This is a genomic window from Streptococcus sanguinis (assembly GCF_050234405.1).
Classification (GTDB): domain Bacteria; phylum Bacillota; class Bacilli; order Lactobacillales; family Streptococcaceae; genus Streptococcus; species Streptococcus sanguinis_W.
In genome coordinates this window covers 550,239-571,643 of record NZ_CP092117.1, presented here as the reverse complement: position 1 = coordinate 571,643, position 21,405 = coordinate 550,239, and the positions used below count along the sequence as shown (strand labels likewise).

Below are 21,405 nucleotides of genomic sequence, written 5' to 3'. Positions count from 1 at the left end.
ATCAAAAAGAAAAAGAGAGGCAAACCTGTCTCATTCTCAGTCTTGCCCCATCTTTTTACCATTATAAAGTCACTTGCACTTCTAAACCAAAGTGGTCACTGACAACAGGGGTTTCTTTCCCGTCAAAAACGACAGCGGAACGCTCAACGTCCATCCCTTGGCTAGTGAAAACATAGTCTATCTTCAGAGCATGCTTATTATCATCCCAGCCTGCGATAGTCCCTTCTACAGTTGCCTCTCCGATAGCTTCTTTTGCAGCAGTATGACTATCCTGCAGCTTCAGCGGACTGGCTAAGATGGTCTGGTAGCCTTGCTGGCCGACTGGATTGTTGAAATCGCCCATCAGGACTAGAGGAGTTTCTGCTTTTAGAAGCTCTGCTTCAAGCTTAGCCCATTCCCCCTGAAAGCCTTTGTCCCACCATGACAGATGGCAAGAGGCAATTGTCAGCAATTGACCTTCTACCTCAGTCTCAGCTAGCAAGACCTTGCGGGTATGGTAATCCCTAGGATCATTAGCCTCTGATACCAGAACTTCTCTAGGAGCTAGTGGTTTTCTGGATAGGATTGCCACTCCTTCGTTATAAATATCAAACCCAATATGATTATAGGCCCAGGACCAATGATAGTCCAGTCCTGCCTCAGCCAACTTTTCTACCAGACATAGAGCAAAATGGTCTTGATGGATCTCAATTGCACCCTCAACCGCCTGATAGAAAGGAGCCTGAACAACCTGTTCAGACTCCGTTAATTGATTGACTTCCTGCAGGCAAATGACATCATATTTTTCTTGAAGAATGCGTTCCGCAAGCTGATTAAGCTTGGTTTCTTGCTCTTCTTCCATCCAACTATGAGTATTTAATGTCAGGAATTTTGCCATGATTTCTCTTTTCTATATTACAATTCAACCTTAGCAACAACTGTCTTAGCAGATGATTGACCAAGTTTTTCTACTGTCACAGACTTGATGGCTGCTGCATTAGTGAAGACTACGATAGTTGAAGTTTCGCGTCCTGCTTCCTTGATTGCTCCCAAGTCAGCCGTTACAAGAAGATCTCCAGCTGCAACTTTCTGACCTTCTGAAATATGAACTTCGAAAGGTTTACCTTCAAGGCTAACAGTTTCCAAACCAATGTGTACCAAGACTTCCAGGCCATTATCTGTCACAAGACCGATAGCGTGCTTGCTAGGGAAGACGCTAGTTACTGTACCAGCAACTGGTGAATAAATCTTACCGTTTTCAGGCTCAACTGCAAATCCGTCACCCATCATCTTTTGTGAGAAGACTGGATCTTTAACATCTGCCAAGTCAATGACTTGACCGTCCGCAACAGTTTCAACTTCCTCAGTCACACCTTTGTAAGTAACTTCGGCAGCCGCTGATTCTGCTTTTTGGCTCGGAAGTGTTTCAGGAATCACTTCACCAGAATCCAACAAGTCTTGGATATCAGACTTAAGAACGTCAGCTTTTGGTCCGTAGATAGCCTGAACACCTTGACCTTTCATAACCAAGCCCATAGCGCCTTCAGCTTTCCACTGTTCTTCTGTTCCAACTTTTTCAGCATCTTTGACAGTCACACGCAGACGAGTCATACATGCATCTACATCTACGATATTAGCGCGACCGCCCAGAAGGTTGATAACATTTACTGCTTGAGATGCTTCAGCAACTTTACCGCCAGTTGACTCTGATGAAGAAGCTTCATCTGAACCATCTGCTGTTTCATAGTTACCGTTACGTCCTGGAGTTGCATAGTTGAACTTCTTGATCATGAAGTTAGAAATGAGGTACATCACAACACCAAATAGGATAGTTACCCAAATGAAGTTGATGATATCCATTCCCAAGCCAGCATTGATGGCCATAGGAGTACGGGTCAAGAATTCGATAGAACCGAATGAGTGCACACGAAGGTTAACGATGTCAGCCATTGCAAACGCAGCACCTTGTACAAATGCATAGATGATATACAGCGGTGTTGCAACGAACATGAACATGTACTCGATTGGTTCAGTAACCCCTGTCAAGAAGGTCGCCAAAGCAGTCGCAATCATCATACCTTTGTATTTGTGCTTCTTGTCAGCATCTACATTGTGATAGATAGCCGCCGCTACCCCCATAAGGATACCGAATGAACCAATCATCTGACCAACCTTGAATCGAGCTGGATGAACTGTATCAAGCAAGTGTTGGTAAGTAGAAGGATCAGCTGATTTCGTACCAACCAAGTCAGTTACCCAAGCCAACCATAGTGGATCTTGACCAGCTACAGTTGTTCCCGCACCAGAACCAGTAATAACGTGGTAAACACCACCTAATTCTGTGTAGTTCATCGGAATGGTCAACATGTGGTGCAAACCAAATGGAAGCAAGAGACGTTCCAAAGTACCATAGATGAATGGTGCCAAAACTGGTGCAGTATCTTGTGAGTTAGCAATCCAAATACCAAAGCTGTTGATACCTGATTGAACAACTGGCCATACGAATGACAAAACAATTGCCACGATTACTGAGCGCAAGATAACAACGAAAGGTACAAAACGCTTACCATTGAAGAATGACAAGGCATCTGGCAATTTACGGAAGTTATAGTATTTGTTATAAGCTGTTGCTCCGACAAAACCAGCGATAATTCCGACAAAGACACCCATATTCAGAGCTGGTGACTCCAGAACGCTGATGAAATAATCAGAAACCTTAATTGATGCACCAAACATTGTTTTAACTACAGCTGCCTTATCTGAGAGCATATCGCTGGTAACGCCAAACATAACACCAGTGATACGGTTAATCAGGATAAAGGACAAACCTGCTGCGAAGGCACCGCCAGCACGTTCTTTTGCCCAGCTTCCACCGATAGCCAAAGCAAAGAGGATATGCAGGTTACCGATAACCCCCCAACCAATCTGCTCTAAAACACCGCCAGTAGTGACTAAAACACCTAGATTTGGATTAATCATCGGAATCGATTTACCGATACTAATCATCAGTCCTGCTGCCGGCATAACAGCAACGACCACCATCAAAGCTTTACCGAATTTTTGCCAAAATTCAAAGCTAAAAATGTTCTTGAATGAATCTTTCATCATTCAGACCTCCTTATATTTTTTGCAAACCACTCCTTTTTGTGAAATCGTTTGCATATCGATACATCTATTATAGCACGATTTTTTATTTTGTAAAGGCTTTTATAAAAAAATTTTCTCTTTTTTTGCACCTAAAATACTGCATTTTTTCTTCAAGAGTTATATTTTTGCCATATTCCAACGAAAACGATTGCATGAAATAACCACAAAGTCCGCATTATTTCTCCTATCAATACTGTAACAAGCGCAAAAAAACTCCGTCTCTCAAGGAGAACAGAGTTTTGAATTTTTTATTCTTGCATGGCATAACCAACACCGCGAACGGTTTTGATATAGCTTGGCTGCCCCTCCACATCAATTTTACTGCGCAGATAACGAATATAAACATCTACAACGTTGGTCTCGGTTGCACTCTCGTACTTCCAGACACGCTCCAGCAGTTGCTCACGGCTCATAACCTTATTGCTGCCCATCAGGGTTACCAGCAGATCGTACTCCCGCCGCGTCAGTGCAATAACTTCCTCACCGCGGTAAACCGTGTGATTTTTAATATCTACTCGCAGATTGCGATAAGAGGTCGGAATTTTCAAGAGGCTGCAGTGCTGGTCGATAAAGTCGCGCCCGCGGAAAATGATAGAGACACGCTCCACTAAATCACTGATAATGAAAGGCTTGACCACGTAGGAAACAGCAAAATGCTGGATTGCTTCCTGCTGCTCCGCAATCTCTTCGCGACTAGCCAGAACGATAATAACGGACGCAGGCTTAATCAAGCTCAGCTGCTTAGCAAAATCGCTGGCAGTCATATCTTGAAGATCATAGTTGAGCAAGAGCAAGTCATAATCCACATCCTTAGCCAGAGCCAGCCCCTCTTGACCAGTCTCAGCTAAATCTACAAGAAAGCTTTCCTTTTGCAGTTCCAAACTCACAAATCGGGCAAGATTTTTTTCATTTTCTACTAGTAAAATTCGCTTTGCCATAGGCCTATCCTATTTTTCGTCGTACCAAGAATAGTGGTAGGTACCTTCTTTGTCTTTACGGTTGTATGTATGAGCACCAAAGTAATCACGCTGTGCCTGAATCAGATTAGCTGGCAGATTTTCCGCGCGGTAGCTATCAAAGTAAGCAATGGCACTGGAGAAGGTTGGCACTGGTACTCCTGCCTGCACAGCCAAGCTGACAACATCACGGACTGCCTGCTGATACTTAGCTGTAATATCCATGAAGTATTCATCCAAGAGCAGGTTGGCTAGGTCAGCATCACGGCCATAAGCATCTGTAATCTTTTGCAGGAAGCGGGCACGGATGATACAGCCAGCACGCCAGATAGAAGCAATCTCTCCGAACGGCAGATTCCAATTATTTTCCTTAGAAGCTACACGCAATTGAGCAAAACCTTGAGCATAAGACATGATTTTTGAGAAGTAAAGAGCCTGGCGGATCTTTTCAATCAGCTCTGCCTTATCTCCCTCAAAGGTGAAAGCAGCTGGTTTTGGCAATACCTTGCTGGCAGCCACACGCTCATCTTTGTAGGTAGAAATGTAACGCGCAAAGACTGACTCAGTAATCAATGGCAGTGGTACACCTAAATCCAAAGAAGATTGACTGGTCCACTTACCAGTCCCCTTATTGCCAGCCGCATCCAGAATGTAGTCAACGATTGGGCCAGCTTGACCTTCATCGTCCTTGCGTGTCAAGATATCCGCTGTAATCTCAATCAGATAGCTGTCCAGCTCGCCTTTGTTCCACTCTGTGAAGATGTCAGCCATTTCACTAGCTGAAAGCCCCAGCAAGTGCTGCATAAGGTCATAACTTTCAGCGATAAGCTGCATATCTCCATATTCAATCCCGTTATGGACCATTTTTACATAGTGACCAGCACCATCAGGACCGATATAGGTCACACATGGTGCACCGTCTTCAGGAGCTTTAGCAGAGATTTCTTCCAAGACATCCGCTACCAACTCATAAGCCTCTTTTTGACCACCTGGCATGATAGATGGTCCTTCCAATGCGCCCTTTTCACCACCGGAAACACCTGTACCGATGAAGTTGATACCAGAGTTAGCCAACTCTTCATTACGGCGAATAGTATCTTTGTAGAAAGTATTTCCACCGTCAATCAGGATATCGCCCTTATCCAAGTGAGGGAGCAAGGCCTGAATAGTCGCATCTGTACCGGGACCAGCTTGAACCATCAGCATAATCCGACGTGGCTTTTCAATAGAGTTGACAAAAGACTCTACATCATAGCTTGGCACAAAGTTTTTCTCAGGATGAGAGGCAACGACGTCCTCTGTTTTGTTTGCTGAGCGGTTATAAATGGCAACTGTATAGCCACGAGATTCGATATTTAGGGCAAGGTTACGGCCCATAACAGCCATACCAACAACACCAAAATTTGCTTTAGTCATTATGTTCTCCTATAGTTTGTTTGTCTTATTTTATCATTTTTAAAGCTTAAAAGAAAGTAATAAGTCGGAGAGGGATGAAAGGGGGGATGGGGAGAAAAACCAAGCTCAGATGTAACTGAACTTGGTTTTGGGAGTTTACAGTAAAATAGAGACTTTCATAGTAGTCTCCAAATGCCTAGTTGGAATGTTCTCTGGGTGAACACCGTGAATATCACGGCCATCCAGATGAGTATATAGGTGATTTAACTGATAAGCATAACATGCATACTAATAAACTAATTGATTTACAACATTAGGAACTCGTTAGTCTGTTCAAATCTTAACTCAATTCCCCAATACCTAAGAAGAAGTCTGCAATGATGTACTTCTCAGGACGGTTTGAACTTGCAGGATTTGGCATGTAGTAACCTGTTTTCTAAAATATTAAGGAGCAATTGAAAAATTTTTAAGTTGTTCCTTAATTTCTCTTTGAATTTTTTTCCCAGTTCCTGAAAAATAAGAGTTACTCCAATCAAATTCTTTTCTGCTTTCAAAATATTCTAAATACGTTTTTTGATTATTCATTGGCAAACCAATTTCTTCAATTAAATCAGCTAATAATAGCAATAAAGCCCCCATACCATTAGTTTTAACTAAAAGACTATCTAATTTTTCTTTTTCGTTAATAGAATTCCATTCTTTTTCATATATTCTTGAAATCAAATTAAAATATACAAATGTATTAGAATAAATTTCTTGACTTCCAAAATTAGGATATGATTTATAGCTATTCATTAAATAATCAATCATAAATGCTTGAGAAATAGTCCCATCACCAGTACCCAACATTTTTATTCTTTTATATAATGGTGAAGATTTCTTAGAATTTAGCACTCTAACAGCGCTAGCAAATCTACTGATTAACTCCACTTCTTCCGGATCAGTATTCTCAAATAAATCATAAATCACTGATTTATTGACTTTTCTCTGATTTCCATTAATATCTATAAACATTTTAGAAGCAATTGAAATATTCGCATCTAGTAGGAGAGTAATAGGCATTTCAATATCATTATTAACTTTATCTTTAAAATAAGCTGCTACCAAACCAGCCAATCTATGTTGTCCATCAATTATCGTGAATTCTACATTCTCCGAAAAATAGATCTCATTATCATAAAAAATATAATAGTCTTCCTTTTTCTCATTGTTCTTTTCAAACACATTCAAAGATAAAACTAACGGAGTTGGGAACACTATCCCTTCGGATTCATTCACAAAACTCGAAATATCATTGATTCGCTTTAAATCCGTTCTGCGTTGCAAACCATTTTCAACAGCATCAGTTTCAATTCCTAACTTCTCTAATTTTGCTATATATTGTTCTGCATTTGTGAAACTATCATTTTCAGCAATTCTAAAATGAAAGTTTACAAGTTTTTTTAAAATTGAGACCGGCATTTTAGTTAAATAAACACTCTCTCCCTTTTGATCAACTTCCAAATATGGAAAATGATATGGAAAATTAATTTGTTTACCGAGCATTTCCTCCTCCTTGTTCTATTGTTTCAGGGTCATCGTAATCTTCATCAACTTGACTTAATTTCGCTATCATATCTTCTATGTCTTTATTCAAGTATTCAGTGACAAACGATTCAATATCGATTTCAACATTCTTTTTCTTTGACAAGCAATAATTGACAGTATGTATTATTATAGCTACAATAAACGGTATAATGATTGATAGACTAAACTCAACATGGCCTTTTTTTATAAAGTTGAAGGCTACTATTAAAACACAAACTATAGAGTAGATAATAAATTCACCGTTTAAAAAAGGGGAATTATTTATTTTAAATTTTATATTCAAATCCGGGGTTGTATCAATAGAAGATTGCCTCATAACTTCTTTAGATTTATAAGTTGATGATAAAGACGATTGATCTATCTCAATTTTGGGAAATTTTTCTTGATTAAAACTCGAAGACTTCCAAATATCTTCCAACTTATCTTCTAAAGAATATATTGCCTCTTGAAGTGCATCTCTAAAAGATAGATTATACCAAATCAAATAAATGTCCAAGTAAGGTTTTTGGTGTTCTTGTATAATAACATAGTTACCTGATTTTAGACCAACAATACAAATGGGTTTATTTATTGTAGTTGTCAACCCATCAATCCTATTAAATATTGATGTTATTAAACCAGTATCATTTTTTTCATTACAAAAATCAATAAAATTATTATAGTTTCTAGAATTATCAGAAGATATTGAACCTCTGAATGTTACAAGGCCCTTTAATGGGTATTCCATAACCACTCCTATTCTACATTTCTAGACCAACTTCCTCATCTCATCAATCCGCGCTACGGTCGCTTCGTACTTGGCTTGGTAGTCGGCTTGTTTGTCGCGTTCTTTTTGGACGACTTCTGGTTTGGCATTGGCTACGAAGCGTTCGTTAGAGAGTTTCTTTCCAACCATATCCAGTTCTTTCTGCCACTTGGCTAGTTCTTTTTCGAGACGAGCCAGTTCTTCTTCGATATTGAGGAGATCTGCCAGCGGCAGATAGATTTCTGCTCCTGTAATGATGCTAGACATGACCAGCTCTGGTACTGCAAGGTCTGCTGCGATTTCCAAATGCTCAGGATTAGTGAAACGCTTGATGTAGTTGACATTATCCTTGAAGAAGGTTTCCAGCGCACTATCTGTCGTCTTAATTAAGATGGTAATCGGCTTGCTTGGCGCCACATTGACCTCAGCTCTGCTATTGCGCACCGAACGAATCAGTTCCTTAAGGGATTCCACGCCAGCTGCTGCCTCGGCATTTTCAAACTCTGGACGAACCACTGGATAAGCCGCTGTCACAATGGTGCCTTCTGAGATTTGACCAAAGATTTCCTCAGTCACGAAAGGCATGATTGGGTGAAGCAGGCGCAGGATTTGGTCCAGCGTGTAGAGGAGGACAGAGCGAGTGATGACTTTCTCGTCTTCATTATCGCTGTAAAGCACTTCCTTCGTCAGCTCCACATACCAGTCCGCAAATTCATCCCAAATGAAGTTGTAGAGGATGTGACCAGCCACACCAAACTCAAACTTATCGAAGTTTTCAGTGACCTTACCAATGGTTTCGTTGAGGTTGTGGAGAATCCAGCGGTCAGTGACATTGCCAGCTTCCTTGTTGGCAACTTTTTCAACATTGGCAGTTGCTTGCTCAAGGGTCAAGCCTTCATTGTTCATAAGGATATAGCGGGAAATGTTCCAGATTTTGTTAATAAAGTTCCAAGAAGCATCCATTTTCTCGTAAGAGAAGCGGACGTCTTGGCCAGGGGCAGAGCCATTTGACAGGAACCAACGCAGGGCATCGGCACCGTATTTGTCAATGACATCCATAGGATCAATCCCGTTACCGAGAGATTTCGACATCTTGCGTCCTTCCTCATCCCGAATGAGACCATGGATGAGCACGTTTTGGAATGGCTGACGACCAGTGAACTCCAGAGATTGGAAGATCATCCGAGATACCCAGAAGAAGATGATGTCGTAACCTGTTACCAAGGTTGAAGTTGGGAAGTAACGTTTAAAGTCTTCTGAGTCGACATCAGGCCAGCCCATGGTTGAGAATGGCCAGAGAGCAGAACTGAACCAAGTATCCAAGACGTCTTCGTCCTGAGTCCATCCGTCACCTTCTGGAGCTTCTTCGCCCACATAGATTTCGCCGTCTGCATTATACCAGGCTGGGATTTGGTGACCCCACCAGAGCTGACGGGAAATTACCCAGTCATGGACATTTTCCATCCATTGCAGGAAGGTATCGTTGAAGCGTGGCGGGTAGAACTCAACCTTGTCTTCTGTATCTTGGTTGGCAATGGCATTCTTAGCCAATTGGTCCATCTTGACGAACCATTGGGTAGATAGACGCGGCTCAACCATAACACCAGTCCGCTCTGAGTGACCAACACTATGGACACGTTTTTCGATTTTAACCAGAGCACCGATTTCTTCCAGTTTCTTGACAACCGCTTTGCGGGCTTCAAAACGATCCATGCCTGCAAATTCGAAGGCCAAGTCATTCATGGTCCCGTCGTCATTCATAACATTGACTTGTGGCAAGTTATGGCGTTGACCAACCAAGAAGTCGTTTGGATCGTGGGCAGGCGTGATTTTCACGACACCTGTACCAAATTCAGGATCTGCATGTTCATCCGCCACGATTGGGATTAGTTTATTAGCGATTGGCAGGATAACGTTTTTACCGATCAACTCCTTGTAGCGTGGGTCTTCTGGATTGACTGCAACGGCAACGTCCCCAAACATCGTCTCAGGACGAGTTGTCGCAACTTCAAGGGCGCGTGAGCCATCTTCCAGCATGTAGTTCATGTGGTAGAAAGCACCTTCTACGTCCTTATGGATAACCTCGATATCAGACAGAGCTGTGCGAGCTGCTGGGTCCCAGTTGATGATAAACTCACCACGATAGATCCAGCCTTTCTTGTAAAGTTCGACAAAGACCTTGCGGACGGCTTTTGACAGACCTTCGTCAAGGGTGAATCGCTCACGAGAATAGTCTACAGAGAGCCCCATCTTGCCCCATTGTTCCTTGATGGTCGTAGCGTATTCGTCTTTCCATTCCCAGACTTTATCGAGGAATTTTTCACGACCGAGGTCATAGCGGGAAATGCCTTGCTCACGCAAGCGCTCCTCAACCTTAGCTTGAGTCGCAATCCCCGCGTGGTCCATCCCTGGCAGCCAAAGCGTATCAAAGCCTTGCATGCGCTTCTGACGGATGATAATATCTTGCAAGGTCGTATCCCAAGCGTGACCCAGGTGGAGTTTCCCAGTTACGTTTGGTGGTGGAATCACAATCGAATAAGGCCTAGCCTTTTGATCTCCTGAAGGCTTGAAAACATCGGCATCAAGCCATTTTTGATAACGACCAGCCTCAACCTCGGCTGGATTGTATTTAGGTGAAAGTTCTTTAGACATGTGTGTGTCCTTTCTCTATTGTATTCATTTTATTTTGAATCTGCTTGGCAACTTTGGCTGCAGACAGATTCGTATTATTTATTTTAAGGTAGTGGTGCAACTCATTCGGTTGATTTTGAGAATTTAATTGAAGTGTTTCATTGGTCTCTAAAATTTCTCTTTCAGATACCTTAATATGTCGTTTTAAGGGTTTGTGCTTTAAACGGTTCTCCGTTCTATTTCGACGTAAGAGCTCCTCAAGATTTGTTTCCAACTCAACAAACAGAATCTCTTGATGATAGTCATCTAATAAATCCTGAATTTTCTTCAAATATAGTAGCTGGTACTGATTTGAAAAATCAATTACGTCTGTTAAAATCACAGACCGCTGATTTCTAGCACTTACTCCAAGGAAAGAAAAGGTAATCCCTCGAACAAACTCCCACATTTCCTCTGTAAAGTCCTGATAGATTTCTAGTGCAAAATCTATGGCTTGATGGTTATAAAAGAGGATAGCATCCGTCAGTCGAGATAACTCTTGACCAATCGTCATTTTCCCAGAAGCCGGAGCTCCAATGATGAAAATGTGCATCAAACCACCTCCCACTCACTCCTAAGCAAACCATATCTCAAATCATCACAGCGATTGCCTTGGGCATCTTTGCGGTCTCGAATGCGAGCTTCGAGGGTAAAGCCTAATTTTTCCGCTACTCGTTGACTTTGGACATTGTAGCCAAAGCAGGTCAGCTCAATTTTGTGAAGACCCAGTTCTCTAAAAGCCAGATCAATCAAAGCACGCGCTGCTTCGGGCACATAGCCTCGTCCCCAGTAGTCTGGGTGCAAGATATAGCCAAGCTCCAAGACATCATCCTCGTGACGACGAGGGAAATCAACAGAGCCGATGACTTTATCCGTTCCTTTGACGACAATCCCGTAGCCCGCTGGAAGATTTTCCTTTTGATTTCGCTCAGGCAGAATATGCTCCAGATAATAAATCTCATCTTCCAAGGTCTTGACGGGCGGAAAGCCTGCTGGGTAGGAGACTTCTGGCCGACTGGCATAGTCAAAGATATCCTCAGCATCAGCCACGGTGCGGACTCGTAACACTAGCCGTTCCGTTTCTAGTCGATCTGGTAATTGTACCTGCTCCATCTTCCTGCCTCGCTTTCTACAAAAAATCGCCCCTGCCATCTACATGACAGGGACGAATGTGTTTATCCGCGGTACCACCCAATTTCGGGCAGATGCCCGCAACTTTTCTCTTCTTTCCCTTTTATGACGTCGTTAACTCGCTTTGGCATACGCTAGTATAACCTACAACTCCTTGCCTAGTCCTAAAAGGAAACAAAAAGACACTTTTATTTCAATTTTTCATCTCATCAGCAACCAGCCTTGACGCAATTGTGGACTTCTCAGCACTGCCACTTTCTGTAAAATGCTTGACTCAAAACACCTCTGATGAACATATTCTATCACCTTTCCAGCGAAAAATCAATAATTTCTCTCACCCAAAAGTCCGTCTGGCAGGTCGTGAAATGCTTTGCCCGCCTGATAGTTGGCGAATTTCCCTAAAAGGAACTGGTAGGCATCAAGACGACTTTCATAGCGAATGGCCGCTTCCTTGGCCCGCTTGTCCTGGTCCGCCTCGTAGACCGCCTGACTCTCCTTGAGGGCCATCTCGTTAATCATGACCTGAGTCTTGACCCAAGCTTCAAACTCCTGTAAAAATTCCTGTTCGTAGCTCATTTTTCTCACTTTCTAACTGCAAATACCTAGTCCAAATCTCGGTAAAAATCACTGTCAATGTCACGGAAGGGCTGAATGTCCTGTACATACTCCAGCACCCCTTGAAATTCACCGGCCTCATCCCGCACCGCGGCATAGGTCACATGGACAAACTTGCCCCGCGATTCTGACTTGAACCACATCTCAAACTTGTCCCGCTCTCCCTCGCGCAGAGCCTTGAAAATCCGCCGCACCTTATCCAAAAACTTGGGCGGGTGGCAGAGCTCGACATTGCGCCCTATCTGGGAAGGCGTCCGCTTGAAAATCATCTCGTCCGCCGGCACGCTGTCATTATAATACTGGAAAATATCGTCCTTATTGACAAAGGTAATCTCCATGGGCAGATGGTCCAAAATCAGATTGGCCTCCGCCACTGACAGATAGCCATGACCAAAAGGCTGTTGTGAGTCCCGATTAAAGGTTTGCTCCTTCTTTTCCTTGGGTTTAAAGGAAATGGTGACCTGACCATCCGGCGTATCAATGACCTGCTCAAATCTCCCATCACTTGTCTGTTCTATGCTGGCTGGCGCTTCGCTTCCTTCATCATCAGCAGCCCCAGCTTCCTCCTCCGAGAATGAGTGCCGCGCAGGAATCCATTTCTCTGTCGGCTTGATAATGGCATAGCCATAAGCATCGCTCTCCTCAGCAATCTTGAGCCAGTCATCCTGATGAAAGGACTCCAAGAGAATCATAAGCAAAATGGACTCTTCCTTGAAAATCATAGCTTCAAACTCAGCCACAAAAGCCTCAAACTTGTCCTTGACTTCCTCAATCGAAGTATCCGGCAGTTGCTCTGCAGCAATCTTAGCCTCTTGGAAAAGCTCTCTAATCTGGTCATCTACCCCCCACATGACCTTGGGCGGCGAATCATGACCGTAGCTCTCCATGATGGGAAACATGAGCTCTTCCTTGCGCTGATAGTGGATATCAAACTGACCCACCAAACCCAGCTGGCGCTGGAGTCCCTTGCGGATTTCTGGAAGAAGGTCCTCATCTTCTGTGCTTTCATAGGTAGATAGGAGCCTGCGAACCCTCATAAGGGCTGCCCGCAAGGTTAGATTTTCCTGCTTGAAAACCTGTACCGGATGGCCTGGATGGTCGGTATCAGCCACCACTACATTCTGAATGGCACCTTTAAAGAGGTTGGCATGGACATTGCAGAGGGACATGACATCTTCGAAGGTCACTCCCGTATCCGAGTTCATCAGCTCATGCTCCATCAGGCTGATTTCAATAGCGGATACACCTGCAAAATGCTCGTTGAAAAGCTCCTGAACAGATTCTGCCGAAGCTCCATTATGTAAGTCCAGCAAGATAGACTTGAGGACTTCAATGCGTTCAGTAGCCATGCCTAAATCCCCACCACTTCATAGCCATTTAATTCCAGAGTTTGCTTGATTTTATTAAGGTCAATGCCATTCATACCAGCACCTTTTTTGATAGAAACCACGCGCCCGACTGTATTGCGCATAACGGGATTGGCCAGAGGCGTAAAGCCTAATTCTACCAGAACATCCAAAACCTCGGGCTGCTTCTCAATCACTTCTGCCACCGGGATAGACAAATCAATCACATTATCCATAGCTGCTTCCTTATCGTCATTTTTCTACAATTATACCATAAAAAAGCGATCAGACTCAAAGCAAAGAAGAATTGGATTCTACTCCTCTTACACTGTTCAAACAAAATGGAATAGCGAATTAAGATAGACATGATAACAGACTTCTGCCTTCCATTATTGCCTTAGGAAACGATAAGAAAATATAAAGCACATTGCTTCGTCTTTTTTCCCTTTTGTGATAAGCTAAGATTAGTGAATTGAGAGGGTTTTCGTATGTATCTTGCAGACTTAATGGAAAAGAGTGAAGCGGGGCAGTTTATTGTCCTGTCTTATTTACAGCAGCATTCTACATCCAGTTTGAAGGACGTTATGTCTGAAACCGGCTTCTCGAAAGCAACCTTGACCAAGTACATTAGCCTGATTAACGACAAGGCTATGGACCATCATGCAGCCTTATCCATCCAGCTTCAGGACGAAACGCTCAGTCTGTCCATCGGACCTGATACCAAGGGACGGGACATTTGCAGGCTCTTTTTGGACAATGCCGTCAAATACCAGATTTTAAACCACTTGCTCTATCATCAGCAGTTTTTAGCCCATCAATTAGCCCAAGAGCTCATGATCAGTGAAGCAACACTCGGCCGTCATATATCCGGTTTAAATCAGATTTTATCAGAGTTTGAGCTATCTATCCAAAATGGCCGCTTGAAAGGCCCTGAACACCAAATCCGCTATTTTTATTTCTGCCTCTTTCGCAAGGTCTGGTCCAGCCAAGATTGGGAAAAAGAACTTCAAAAACCAGAAAGAAGGCAGGAAGTTGCCGTCTTAGAAGAACTCTGCGGAGCCCAGCTCTCTCAAGGACAGCAATTGGACTTGGCCCTTTGGGCACATATCACCCAACAGCGCCTAAGAGTCAATGCCTGTCAATTTCAAAATATTGAGCAGAAAATGCAGGGCTACTTTGAAAATATCTTCTACCAGCGCTTGCATCGTCGAACAAATGATTTCTTTGCCGGTCAGCACATCACCCTGAGTCTCGAAGATGGCGAAATGATGATTTTCTTTTCATTTCTGCTTTCCCATCGGATTCTGCCTCTGCACACCATGGAGTATATTCTGGGCTTTGGCGGTGAAATTGCCGGTCTTATTACGCAACTGATTCAAGAGATGAAGGGCCAGGACTTGCTAGATGACTATATTGAGGACCAGGTGACCTACGAACTCAGCCAGCTCTGCGCCCGCGTCTTTCTTTTCAAAGGCTATCTCTTGCAAGATAAATACAAGCATGATCTGGAATTGCGCCATCCTTACTTATGGAGCGAATACGATTATCGACAAGTGGCAGACACGATTTTTAGCAAATTGCCTATTTTCCAGCAGGGAACATCTCTGGATAAAAAGGTGTTGTGGGAATGGCTCCAGCTGATGGAATACATTGCTGAAAACGACGGTCAAGTCATCAAGATAGGCATGGACTTGATAGATAGTTTTATCGTTGTTTCCAGGATGACGGCCATTTTAAGGCGATACTTAGAGTACAATCGTTTTATTACGATTGAATCCTACGACCTTACCAGAAATTATGACCTCATCATCACCAACAATCCCATCCATCAGACCCAGCAAGTTCCCATCTATTATTTAAAAAATGACCTGGATTTGGAAGATTTAGCAAAAATTCGGAACATGATATTTCATTAAGAAACTTGGAGAAATCCAGGTTTCTTTGTGATTTTCGCACAATATCCTCATATTTTTTTAAAAATTAAAAAAAGTTGATAAAAAAGAAAGCGTTTTATTTTATATACTAGTTACTGTAGAGGAAACATCCTCAAGATTTTTACTAGGAGGACAGTTCATGTCACAAGAAAAATACATCATGGCCATCGACCAAGGAACTACTAGTTCCCGCGCCATCATCTTTAACAAAAAAGGAGAAAAAGTTAGCTCCAGTCAAAAAGAATTTACTCAGATTTTCCCTCAAGCTGGATGGGTTGAGCACAATGCCAATGAAATTTGGAACTCCGTGCAGTCCGTTATCGCCGGTGCCTTTATCGAAAGTGGAGTCAAACCCAACCAAATCGAAGCCATCGGAATCACCAACCAGCGTGAAACAACTGTCGTTTGGGATAAGAATACTGGTCTTCCTATCTATAATGCTATCGTTTGGCAATCTCGCCAGACTGCTCCTCTGGCTGAACAGCTGAAAAGCCAAGGCTATGTGGAAAAATTCCATGAAAAGACTGGTTTGATTATTGACGCTTACTTCTCTGCTACCAAGGTTCGCTGGATTTTGGACCATGTTGAGGGAGCGCAAGAAAGAGCTGAAAAGGGTGAATTGCTCTTTGGGACTATTGATACCTGGCTGGTTTGGAAATTGACTGACGGTGCGGCTCACGTGACTGACTACTCAAATGCAGCCCGTACCATGCTCTATAACATCAAGGAACTTAAATGGGATGATGAGATTTTGGAAATTCTTAACATTCCAAAGGCTATGCTTCCAGAAGTTCGTTCTAACTCAGAAATCTATGGTAAGACTGCTCCATTCCATTTCTACGGTGGAGAAGTTCCAATCTCTGGTATGGCCGGTGACCAGCAGGCAGCTCTCTTTGGACAGTTAGCTTTTGAGCCTGGCATGGTCAAGAATACTTACGGAACTGGTTCATTCATAATCATGAATACTGGTGAAGAGATGCAACTATCTGAAAACAACCTCTTAACAACCATCGGCTACGGTATCAACGGAAAAGTTTACTATGCTTTAGAAGGTTCTATCTTCATTGCAGGAAGTGCTATTCAATGGCTACGCGACGGTCTTCGGATGGTTGAAAATTCACCAGAATCTGAAAAATATGCTCTCAATTCTCACAACAATGACGAAGTCTATGTCGTACCTGCCTTTACAGGTCTAGGCGCTCCCTACTGGGATCAAAATGCCCGTGGATCTGTCTTTGGCTTGACCCGCGGAACCAGCAAGGAAGACTTTATCAAGGCTACTCTGCAATCCATCGCTTACCAAGTACGAGACATCATTGATACCATGCAGGTGGATGCCAAGACTGCTATTCAAGTCCTCAAAGTAGACGGCGGTGCTGCTATGAACAACTTCCTCATGCAGTTCCAGGCTGACATTTTGGGAATCGATATTGCCCGTGCTAAAAACTTAGAAACAACTGCTCTCGGTGCAGCCTTCTTGGCAGGCCTGTCAGTAGGCTACTGGAAAGACTTAGACGAACTCCGCACTCTCAATGAAACTGGAGAACTCTTTGAACCGTCTATGAATGAATCCCGCAAGGAACAACTCTACAAAGGATGGAAAAAAGCCGTTAAGGCAACCCAAGTCTTTGCAGAAATCGACGACTGATACTGATTCATATTTTGATAATCAAGTCAGTAGAAGCATGAAATGACTAAGTTAGAAAGTGTGTAATTATGGAATTTTCAAAGAAAACACGTGAATTATCGATTAAAAAGATGCAGGAACGCACCTTGGACCTCCTGATTATTGGTGGTGGGATTACCGGTGCTGGAGTAGCCCTGCAAGCTGCAGCTAGTGGCCTGGAGACCGGTCTGATTGAAATGCAGGACTTTGCCGAAGGGACTTCTAGCCGTTCTACCAAACTGGTCCATGGTGGCCTTCGTTACCTTAAGCAATTCGACGTAGAGGTGGTCTCAGATACAGTTTCTGAGCGTGCTGTGGTACAGCAAATTGCCCCTCATATTCCAAAACCAGATCCTATGTTGCTTCCTGTCTACGAAGAAGAGGGTGCTACCTTCAGCCTCTTCCGTCTCAAAGTGGCTATGGACCTCTACGACCTCTTGGCCGGTGTTAACAACACTCCTGCTGCCAACAAGGTCCTGAGCAAGGAAGAAGTCTTAGAACGGGAACCTGAACTCAAGAAGGAGGGCTTAGTCGGCGGCGGTGTCTATCTTGACTTCCGCAACAACGACGCACGTCTCGTGATTGAAAATATCAAACGCGCCAACCAAGACGGTGCCCTGATTGCCAACCATGTCAAGGCAGAAGGCTTCCTATTTGATGAATCTGGAAAGATTACAGGCGTTGTTGCGCGTGACCTCTTGACGGATGAAGTCTTTGAAATCAAGGCTCGCTTGGTCATCAACACAACTGGACCTTGGAGCGATAAGGTGCGCAATCTATCAAATGACGGTGAGCAATACTCACAAATGCGTCCAACCAAGGGAGTTCACTTGGTAGTTGACTCTAGCAAGATCAAGGTTTCTCAGCCAGTCTACTTTGATACAAGCTTGGGAGACGGCCGGATGGTCTTTGTTCTTCCGCGTGAAAATAAAACCTACTTTGGTACGACTGACACTGACTACACTGGTGACCTGGAGCATCCAAAAGTAACACAAGAAGATGTAGATTACCTCTTGGGCATTGTCAATAATCGCTTCCCAGAAGCAAACATCACGATTGACGATATCGAAAGCAGCTGGGCGGGTCTTCGTCCTCTGATTGCAGGAAACAGCGCTTCTGACTACAATGGCGGAAACAACGGTACCATTAGCGACGAAAGCTTCAATGCACTGATTGCGACCGTTGAAAGCTATTTGGCTAAAGAAAAATCCCGTGAGGATGTCGAGGCGGCTGTTACGCAACTCGAAAGTAGCACTTCTGAAAAACACTTGGATCCATCTGCTGTGTCCCGCGGTTCCAGCTTGGAACGTGATAACAATGGCCTCTTGACCCTTGCTGGCGGTAAAATCACAGACTATCGTAAGATGGCTGAAGGCGCTATGGAGCGTGTGGTTGAAATCCTCAAAGCAGAATTTGACCGCAGCTTCAAGCTCATCAACTCTAAGACCTACCCTGTTTCAGGCGGAGAGCTCAATCCAGCAAATGTGGATTCCGAAATCGAAGCTTTTGCTCAACTTGGTGTATCTCGCGGCTTAGAAAGCAAAGAAGCCTTCTATCTTGCAAATCTTTACGGCTCCAATGCTCCTAAAGTCTTTGCCCTCGCTCACAGTATCGAACAAGCACCAGGTCTTAACCTAGCGGATACCTTGTCGTTGCATTATGCTATGCGTAATGAATTAGCACTCAGCCCAGTTGACTTCTTGCTTCGCCGGACAAATCACATGCTCTTTATGCGGGATAGCTTAGATGCTATTGTAGAGCCTGTTCTGGATGAAATGGGACGATTCTACGACTGGACAGAAGAAGAAAAAGCAGCTTATCGCAATGATGTTCAAGCTGCCCTTGCAAATAACGATTTAGAAGAATTAAAAAAATAGAAAATATGAGAAGAGGCGGTAGACTAACAACTGTCTGTCTCCCCTTCTTTTAAATGGAGTAACATAAATGATGAAAGAAATATTTGGCGAATTTTTAGGAACACTGCTCTTGCTCCTTCTGGGTAATGGTGTAGTTGCAGGTGTGGTTCTTCCCAAAACTAAGAGTCACAATTCAGGCTGGATTGTAATCACCATGGGATGGGGGATTGCTGTTGCCATCGCTGCTTTTGTATCTGGCAACCTTGGCCCAGCCCATCTGAATCCTGCCCTAACTATCGGAGTAGCTCTGAAAGGTGATTTGCCTTGGGCATCTGTTCTTCCTTACGTCCTTGCTCAGTTTGCAGGTGCTATGGTCGGACAGTTCCTAGTCTTCCTACAGTTCAAACCTCACTATCTCGCTGAAGAAAATTCGGCTAACGTCCTGGGTACATTTAGCACAGGCCCAGCTATCAAAGATACCTTCTCTAACCTGATTAGTGAAATCCTTGGAACTTTTGTTCTTGTACTGACTATCTTCGCTCTTGGACTTTATAAGCTGCAAGCAGGCATTGGTACTTTTGCAGTTGGAACACTAATTGTCGGAATTGGTCTCTCGCTTGGTGGAACAACAGGTTATGCCCTAAACCCAGCTCGTGACTTAGGTCCTCGCATCATGCACAGTCTTCTTCCGATTCCAAATAAAGGAAATGGCGATTGGAGCTATGCTTGGATTCCAGTTGTCGGACCAATTATTGGTGCCGTCCTTGCAGTCCTAGTCTTCGGTTTATTCTAATATAACTGATTGCCATTAGAGAACACTTGACGAGTGTTCTCTTTTTGTGACTAATTGATTAGGCGGAAACTGATCTCCCTATAAAACCATTGCGATTTTGACAAAAGAAAAGGCTTAGCTCTGTATTACAAGAAAACTAAGTCCTTTTTAGAATGATTTTGTCAGCTCTTGCGAGCTGCTTACGATTAACTCGAACGAGAGCTATCTCGCTTGGATAATTTCACCACTGCCTCGGTCCGAGCGGTATGCGGAAACATATCAACCGACTGGATATAGTGAACATCGTAGACCTGAGAGAGCTTGACTAAATCCCGAGCCAGAGTTGAGACATTGCAGGAAACGTAGACCATCTTTTCAGGTGCATAGCGGACAATCGTCCCCAGCAGCTTATCATCCAGACCAGTTCGTGGCGGATCGACAATCAAGGCATCCGCCCTATAACCCTCAGCGTACCAGCGAGGAATAATTTCCTCTGCCGTTCCAGCCTCATAGAGTGTATTGTCAAAGCCCATGCGTTTTGCATTGCGTTTAGCGTCTTCAATGGCCTCAGGGATGATGTCCATGCCACGCAGAGACTTGACTCTTTTAGCAAAGGCAAAGCCGATGGTCCCCACTCCGCAATAGGCATCAATCAAATGATCTTCTTTCGTCACATCCAGCGCCTTAACCGCCTCCCCGTAGAGCACCTCTGTCTGCTCAGGATTGAGCTGATAAAAAGCTCGAGGCGACAGGGAGAACTCATAGTCCAGCACTCCTTCTTGGATAGCCTCCTCGCCCCAGATAATCTCTGTCTTATCCCCGTAAATCTCACTGGACTTGCTCGTATGATAATTGACCGCTACTGTCTCCAACTCTGGAAATTCAGCCACTAGGTCTCGGACGACTGGAGAAAAGTCTAGCTTGCGACCTGTCACAAAAATCATCTGCACCTGACCTGTCTTTCTGGCCCTGCGAATCATGACTGTTCGTACCCCAGCAGTCTTTCTCTCATCATAGATGGGCAGCCTATACTTGCCTAAAAGCCGAGCCACCTTATTGATGATCTTTTGCGTTACCTTGTCCTGAACCAGACAGTTTTTCAGCGAGACCAGATAGTGGGAATTCTGGGCATAGAGCCCAGCCTTGACCTCATCCTTGAACTTCCGAGTCTGAAACTGCAGCTTAGCCCGATAATAGAGCGGCTCCTGCATACCAATGGTCGGACGAATCTCGTAGTTTTCGTAACCAGCTGGCGCAAATTTTTTCAATGCCTGACGCAGCAAATCTTCCTTAAACTCTAACTGCTTGTCATAGTGGAGGTGCATGATTTGACAGCCCCCGCAGCTATCATAAATCTCACAAGGCGCTTCCACCCGAAATTTCGAGCGCTTGTTGATGGTCAAGAGCTTGGCCTCGATAAAATTACGCTGAACCTTGGTCACCTGACAGTAGACTTCCTCGCCTTTCAAAGCCCCCGGTACAAAGACCAGCGTTTTCTTATAAAATCCAATCCCTTCACCATTAATCCCCATTTTCTTAATTTTCAAAGGGATTCTTTGCTTCACTTTCACATTCATGCTTCTATTATACCACGCTGCCTCGCATT

17 protein-coding genes are annotated in these 21,405 nt (G+C 43.8%); 4 read left to right on the top strand and 13 right to left on the bottom strand.

Going from position 1 to position 21,405, the window contains the following annotated elements:
- Positions 1 to 61: 61 nt before the first annotated feature.
- The 12 genes from MFP28_RS02890 to MFP28_RS02835 all read right to left on the bottom strand — a co-directional run bounded on the left by MFP28_RS02890 (position 62) and on the right by MFP28_RS02835 (position 13,807).
- The gene (locus tag MFP28_RS02890) at positions 62 to 877 is read right to left on the bottom strand and encodes an endonuclease/exonuclease/phosphatase family protein (protein ID WP_002905856.1); all 816 of its coding nucleotides are present in this window, start codon (positions 875 to 877) and stop codon (positions 62 to 64) included.
- Positions 878 to 894: 17 nt separating this feature from the next.
- Positions 895 to 3,087 (bottom strand): PTS transporter subunit IIBC, encoded by a 2,193-nt coding sequence (locus MFP28_RS02885; RefSeq protein WP_002905855.1) that lies wholly within the window; start codon positions 3,085 to 3,087, stop codon positions 895 to 897.
- Between the two features lie 287 nt (positions 3,088 to 3,374).
- Entirely contained in the window at positions 3,375 to 4,064 is a 690-nt protein-coding gene (locus MFP28_RS02880) for a response regulator transcription factor (RefSeq protein ID WP_002905854.1), read from the bottom strand.
- A gap of 9 nt (positions 4,065 to 4,073) precedes the next feature.
- Entirely contained in the window at positions 4,074 to 5,498 is a 1,425-nt protein-coding gene (gene gndA, locus MFP28_RS02875; RefSeq protein WP_002905853.1) for an NADP-dependent phosphogluconate dehydrogenase, read from the bottom strand.
- A gap of 423 nt (positions 5,499 to 5,921) precedes the next feature.
- Positions 5,922 to 7,022 carry a DGQHR domain-containing protein gene (locus tag MFP28_RS02870; RefSeq protein WP_002905852.1) on the bottom strand — a complete coding sequence of 367 codons (1,101 nt, stop codon included), beginning with the start codon at positions 7,020 to 7,022 and terminating at the stop codon, positions 5,922 to 5,924.
- On the bottom strand, positions 7,012 to 7,791 hold the full coding sequence (locus MFP28_RS02865) for a hypothetical protein (RefSeq protein WP_002905851.1): 780 nt from the start codon (positions 7,789 to 7,791) through the stop codon (positions 7,012 to 7,014). Before MFP28_RS02865 ends, MFP28_RS02870 begins: the two co-directional genes overlap by 11 nt.
- A 21-nt stretch (positions 7,792 to 7,812) precedes the next feature.
- Positions 7,813 to 10,461 (bottom strand): valine--tRNA ligase, encoded by a 2,649-nt coding sequence (locus MFP28_RS02860; protein WP_002905849.1) that lies wholly within the window; start codon positions 10,459 to 10,461, stop codon positions 7,813 to 7,815.
- Complete coding sequence (locus MFP28_RS02855) at positions 10,454 to 11,032, bottom strand: AAA family ATPase (RefSeq protein ID WP_002905847.1); 579 nt, start codon at positions 11,030 to 11,032, stop codon at positions 10,454 to 10,456. Before MFP28_RS02855 ends, MFP28_RS02860 begins: the two co-directional genes overlap by 8 nt.
- A complete protein-coding gene (locus tag MFP28_RS02850; RefSeq protein WP_032915792.1) occupies positions 11,032 to 11,592 on the bottom strand; it encodes a GNAT family N-acetyltransferase in 561 nt (186 codons plus the stop codon). Before MFP28_RS02850 ends, MFP28_RS02855 begins: the two co-directional genes overlap by 1 nt.
- Before the next feature lie 339 nt (positions 11,593 to 11,931).
- Positions 11,932 to 12,186 (bottom strand): DUF1912 family protein, encoded by a 255-nt coding sequence (locus MFP28_RS02845; protein ID WP_002905844.1) that lies wholly within the window; start codon positions 12,184 to 12,186, stop codon positions 11,932 to 11,934.
- A 26-nt stretch (positions 12,187 to 12,212) separates the two neighbouring features.
- Positions 12,213 to 13,574: a DUF438 domain-containing protein gene (locus tag MFP28_RS02840; protein ID WP_002905842.1), complete on the bottom strand. Its 1,362-nt coding sequence runs from the start codon at positions 13,572 to 13,574 to the stop codon at positions 12,213 to 12,215.
- 2 nt (positions 13,575 to 13,576) lie between these two features.
- On the bottom strand, positions 13,577 to 13,807 hold the full coding sequence (locus MFP28_RS02835; protein WP_002894544.1) for a DUF1858 domain-containing protein: 231 nt from the start codon (positions 13,805 to 13,807) through the stop codon (positions 13,577 to 13,579).
- A gap of 252 nt (positions 13,808 to 14,059) precedes the next feature.
- Between MFP28_RS02835 and MFP28_RS02830 the strand changes: the two genes are divergently transcribed.
- The 4 genes from MFP28_RS02830 (at position 14,060) to MFP28_RS02815 (ending at position 19,820) form a co-directional block, all read left to right on the top strand.
- Complete coding sequence (locus MFP28_RS02830; protein WP_002905839.1) at positions 14,060 to 15,487, top strand: helix-turn-helix domain-containing protein; 1,428 nt, start codon at positions 14,060 to 14,062, stop codon at positions 15,485 to 15,487.
- A 157-nt stretch (positions 15,488 to 15,644) separates the two neighbouring features.
- Positions 15,645 to 17,153: a glycerol kinase GlpK gene (gene glpK / locus MFP28_RS02825; RefSeq protein ID WP_002905838.1), complete on the top strand. Its 1,509-nt coding sequence runs from the start codon at positions 15,645 to 15,647 to the stop codon at positions 17,151 to 17,153.
- 68 nt (positions 17,154 to 17,221) lie between these two features.
- A complete protein-coding gene (gene glpO, locus MFP28_RS02820) occupies positions 17,222 to 19,048 on the top strand; it encodes a type 1 glycerol-3-phosphate oxidase (RefSeq protein WP_002905837.1) in 1,827 nt (608 codons plus the stop codon).
- A 67-nt stretch (positions 19,049 to 19,115) separates the two neighbouring features.
- Positions 19,116 to 19,820 carry an MIP/aquaporin family protein gene (locus tag MFP28_RS02815; protein WP_002905836.1) on the top strand — a complete coding sequence of 235 codons (705 nt, stop codon included), beginning with the start codon at positions 19,116 to 19,118 and terminating at the stop codon, positions 19,818 to 19,820.
- A 185-nt stretch (positions 19,821 to 20,005) separates the two neighbouring features.
- Here the strand turns inward: MFP28_RS02815 and rlmD are convergent, their stop codons facing one another.
- Positions 20,006 to 21,376: a 23S rRNA (uracil(1939)-C(5))-methyltransferase RlmD gene (gene rlmD, locus MFP28_RS02810; RefSeq protein WP_002905835.1), complete on the bottom strand. Its 1,371-nt coding sequence runs from the start codon at positions 21,374 to 21,376 to the stop codon at positions 20,006 to 20,008.
- Positions 21,377 to 21,405: the final 29 nt, after the last annotated feature.

Bases quoted from the DNA above. Each gene is read 5' to 3' on its own strand.
- MFP28_RS02890 (WP_002905856.1), bottom strand. From the start codon at position 877: ATGGCAAAATTCCTGACATTAAATACTCATAGTTGGATGGAAGAAGAG.
- MFP28_RS02885 (WP_002905855.1), bottom strand. From the start codon at position 3,087: ATGATGAAAGATTCATTCAAGAACATTTTTAGCTTTGAATTTTGGCAA.
- MFP28_RS02880 (WP_002905854.1), bottom strand. From the start codon at position 4,064: ATGGCAAAGCGAATTTTACTAGTAGAAAATGAAAAAAATCTTGCCCGA.
- gndA (WP_002905853.1), bottom strand. From the start codon at position 5,498: ATGACTAAAGCAAATTTTGGTGTTGTTGGTATGGCTGTTATGGGCCGT.
- MFP28_RS02870 (WP_002905852.1), bottom strand. From the start codon at position 7,022: ATGCTCGGTAAACAAATTAATTTTCCATATCATTTTCCATATTTGGAA.
- MFP28_RS02865 (WP_002905851.1), bottom strand. From the start codon at position 7,791: ATGGAATACCCATTAAAGGGCCTTGTAACATTCAGAGGTTCAATATCT.
- MFP28_RS02860 (WP_002905849.1), bottom strand. From the start codon at position 10,461: ATGTCTAAAGAACTTTCACCTAAATACAATCCAGCCGAGGTTGAGGCT.
- MFP28_RS02855 (WP_002905847.1), bottom strand. From the start codon at position 11,032: ATGCACATTTTCATCATTGGAGCTCCGGCTTCTGGGAAAATGACGATT.
- MFP28_RS02850 (WP_032915792.1), bottom strand. From the start codon at position 11,592: ATGGAGCAGGTACAATTACCAGATCGACTAGAAACGGAACGGCTAGTG.
- MFP28_RS02845 (WP_002905844.1), bottom strand. From the start codon at position 12,186: ATGAGCTACGAACAGGAATTTTTACAGGAGTTTGAAGCTTGGGTCAAG.
- MFP28_RS02840 (WP_002905842.1), bottom strand. From the start codon at position 13,574: ATGGCTACTGAACGCATTGAAGTCCTCAAGTCTATCTTGCTGGACTTA.
- MFP28_RS02835 (WP_002894544.1), bottom strand. From the start codon at position 13,807: ATGGATAATGTGATTGATTTGTCTATCCCGGTGGCAGAAGTGATTGAG.
- MFP28_RS02830 (WP_002905839.1), top strand. From the start codon at position 14,060: ATGTATCTTGCAGACTTAATGGAAAAGAGTGAAGCGGGGCAGTTTATT.
- glpK (WP_002905838.1), top strand. From the start codon at position 15,645: ATGTCACAAGAAAAATACATCATGGCCATCGACCAAGGAACTACTAGT.
- glpO (WP_002905837.1), top strand. From the start codon at position 17,222: ATGGAATTTTCAAAGAAAACACGTGAATTATCGATTAAAAAGATGCAG.
- MFP28_RS02815 (WP_002905836.1), top strand. From the start codon at position 19,116: ATGATGAAAGAAATATTTGGCGAATTTTTAGGAACACTGCTCTTGCTC.
- rlmD (WP_002905835.1), bottom strand. From the start codon at position 21,376: ATGAATGTGAAAGTGAAGCAAAGAATCCCTTTGAAAATTAAGAAAATG.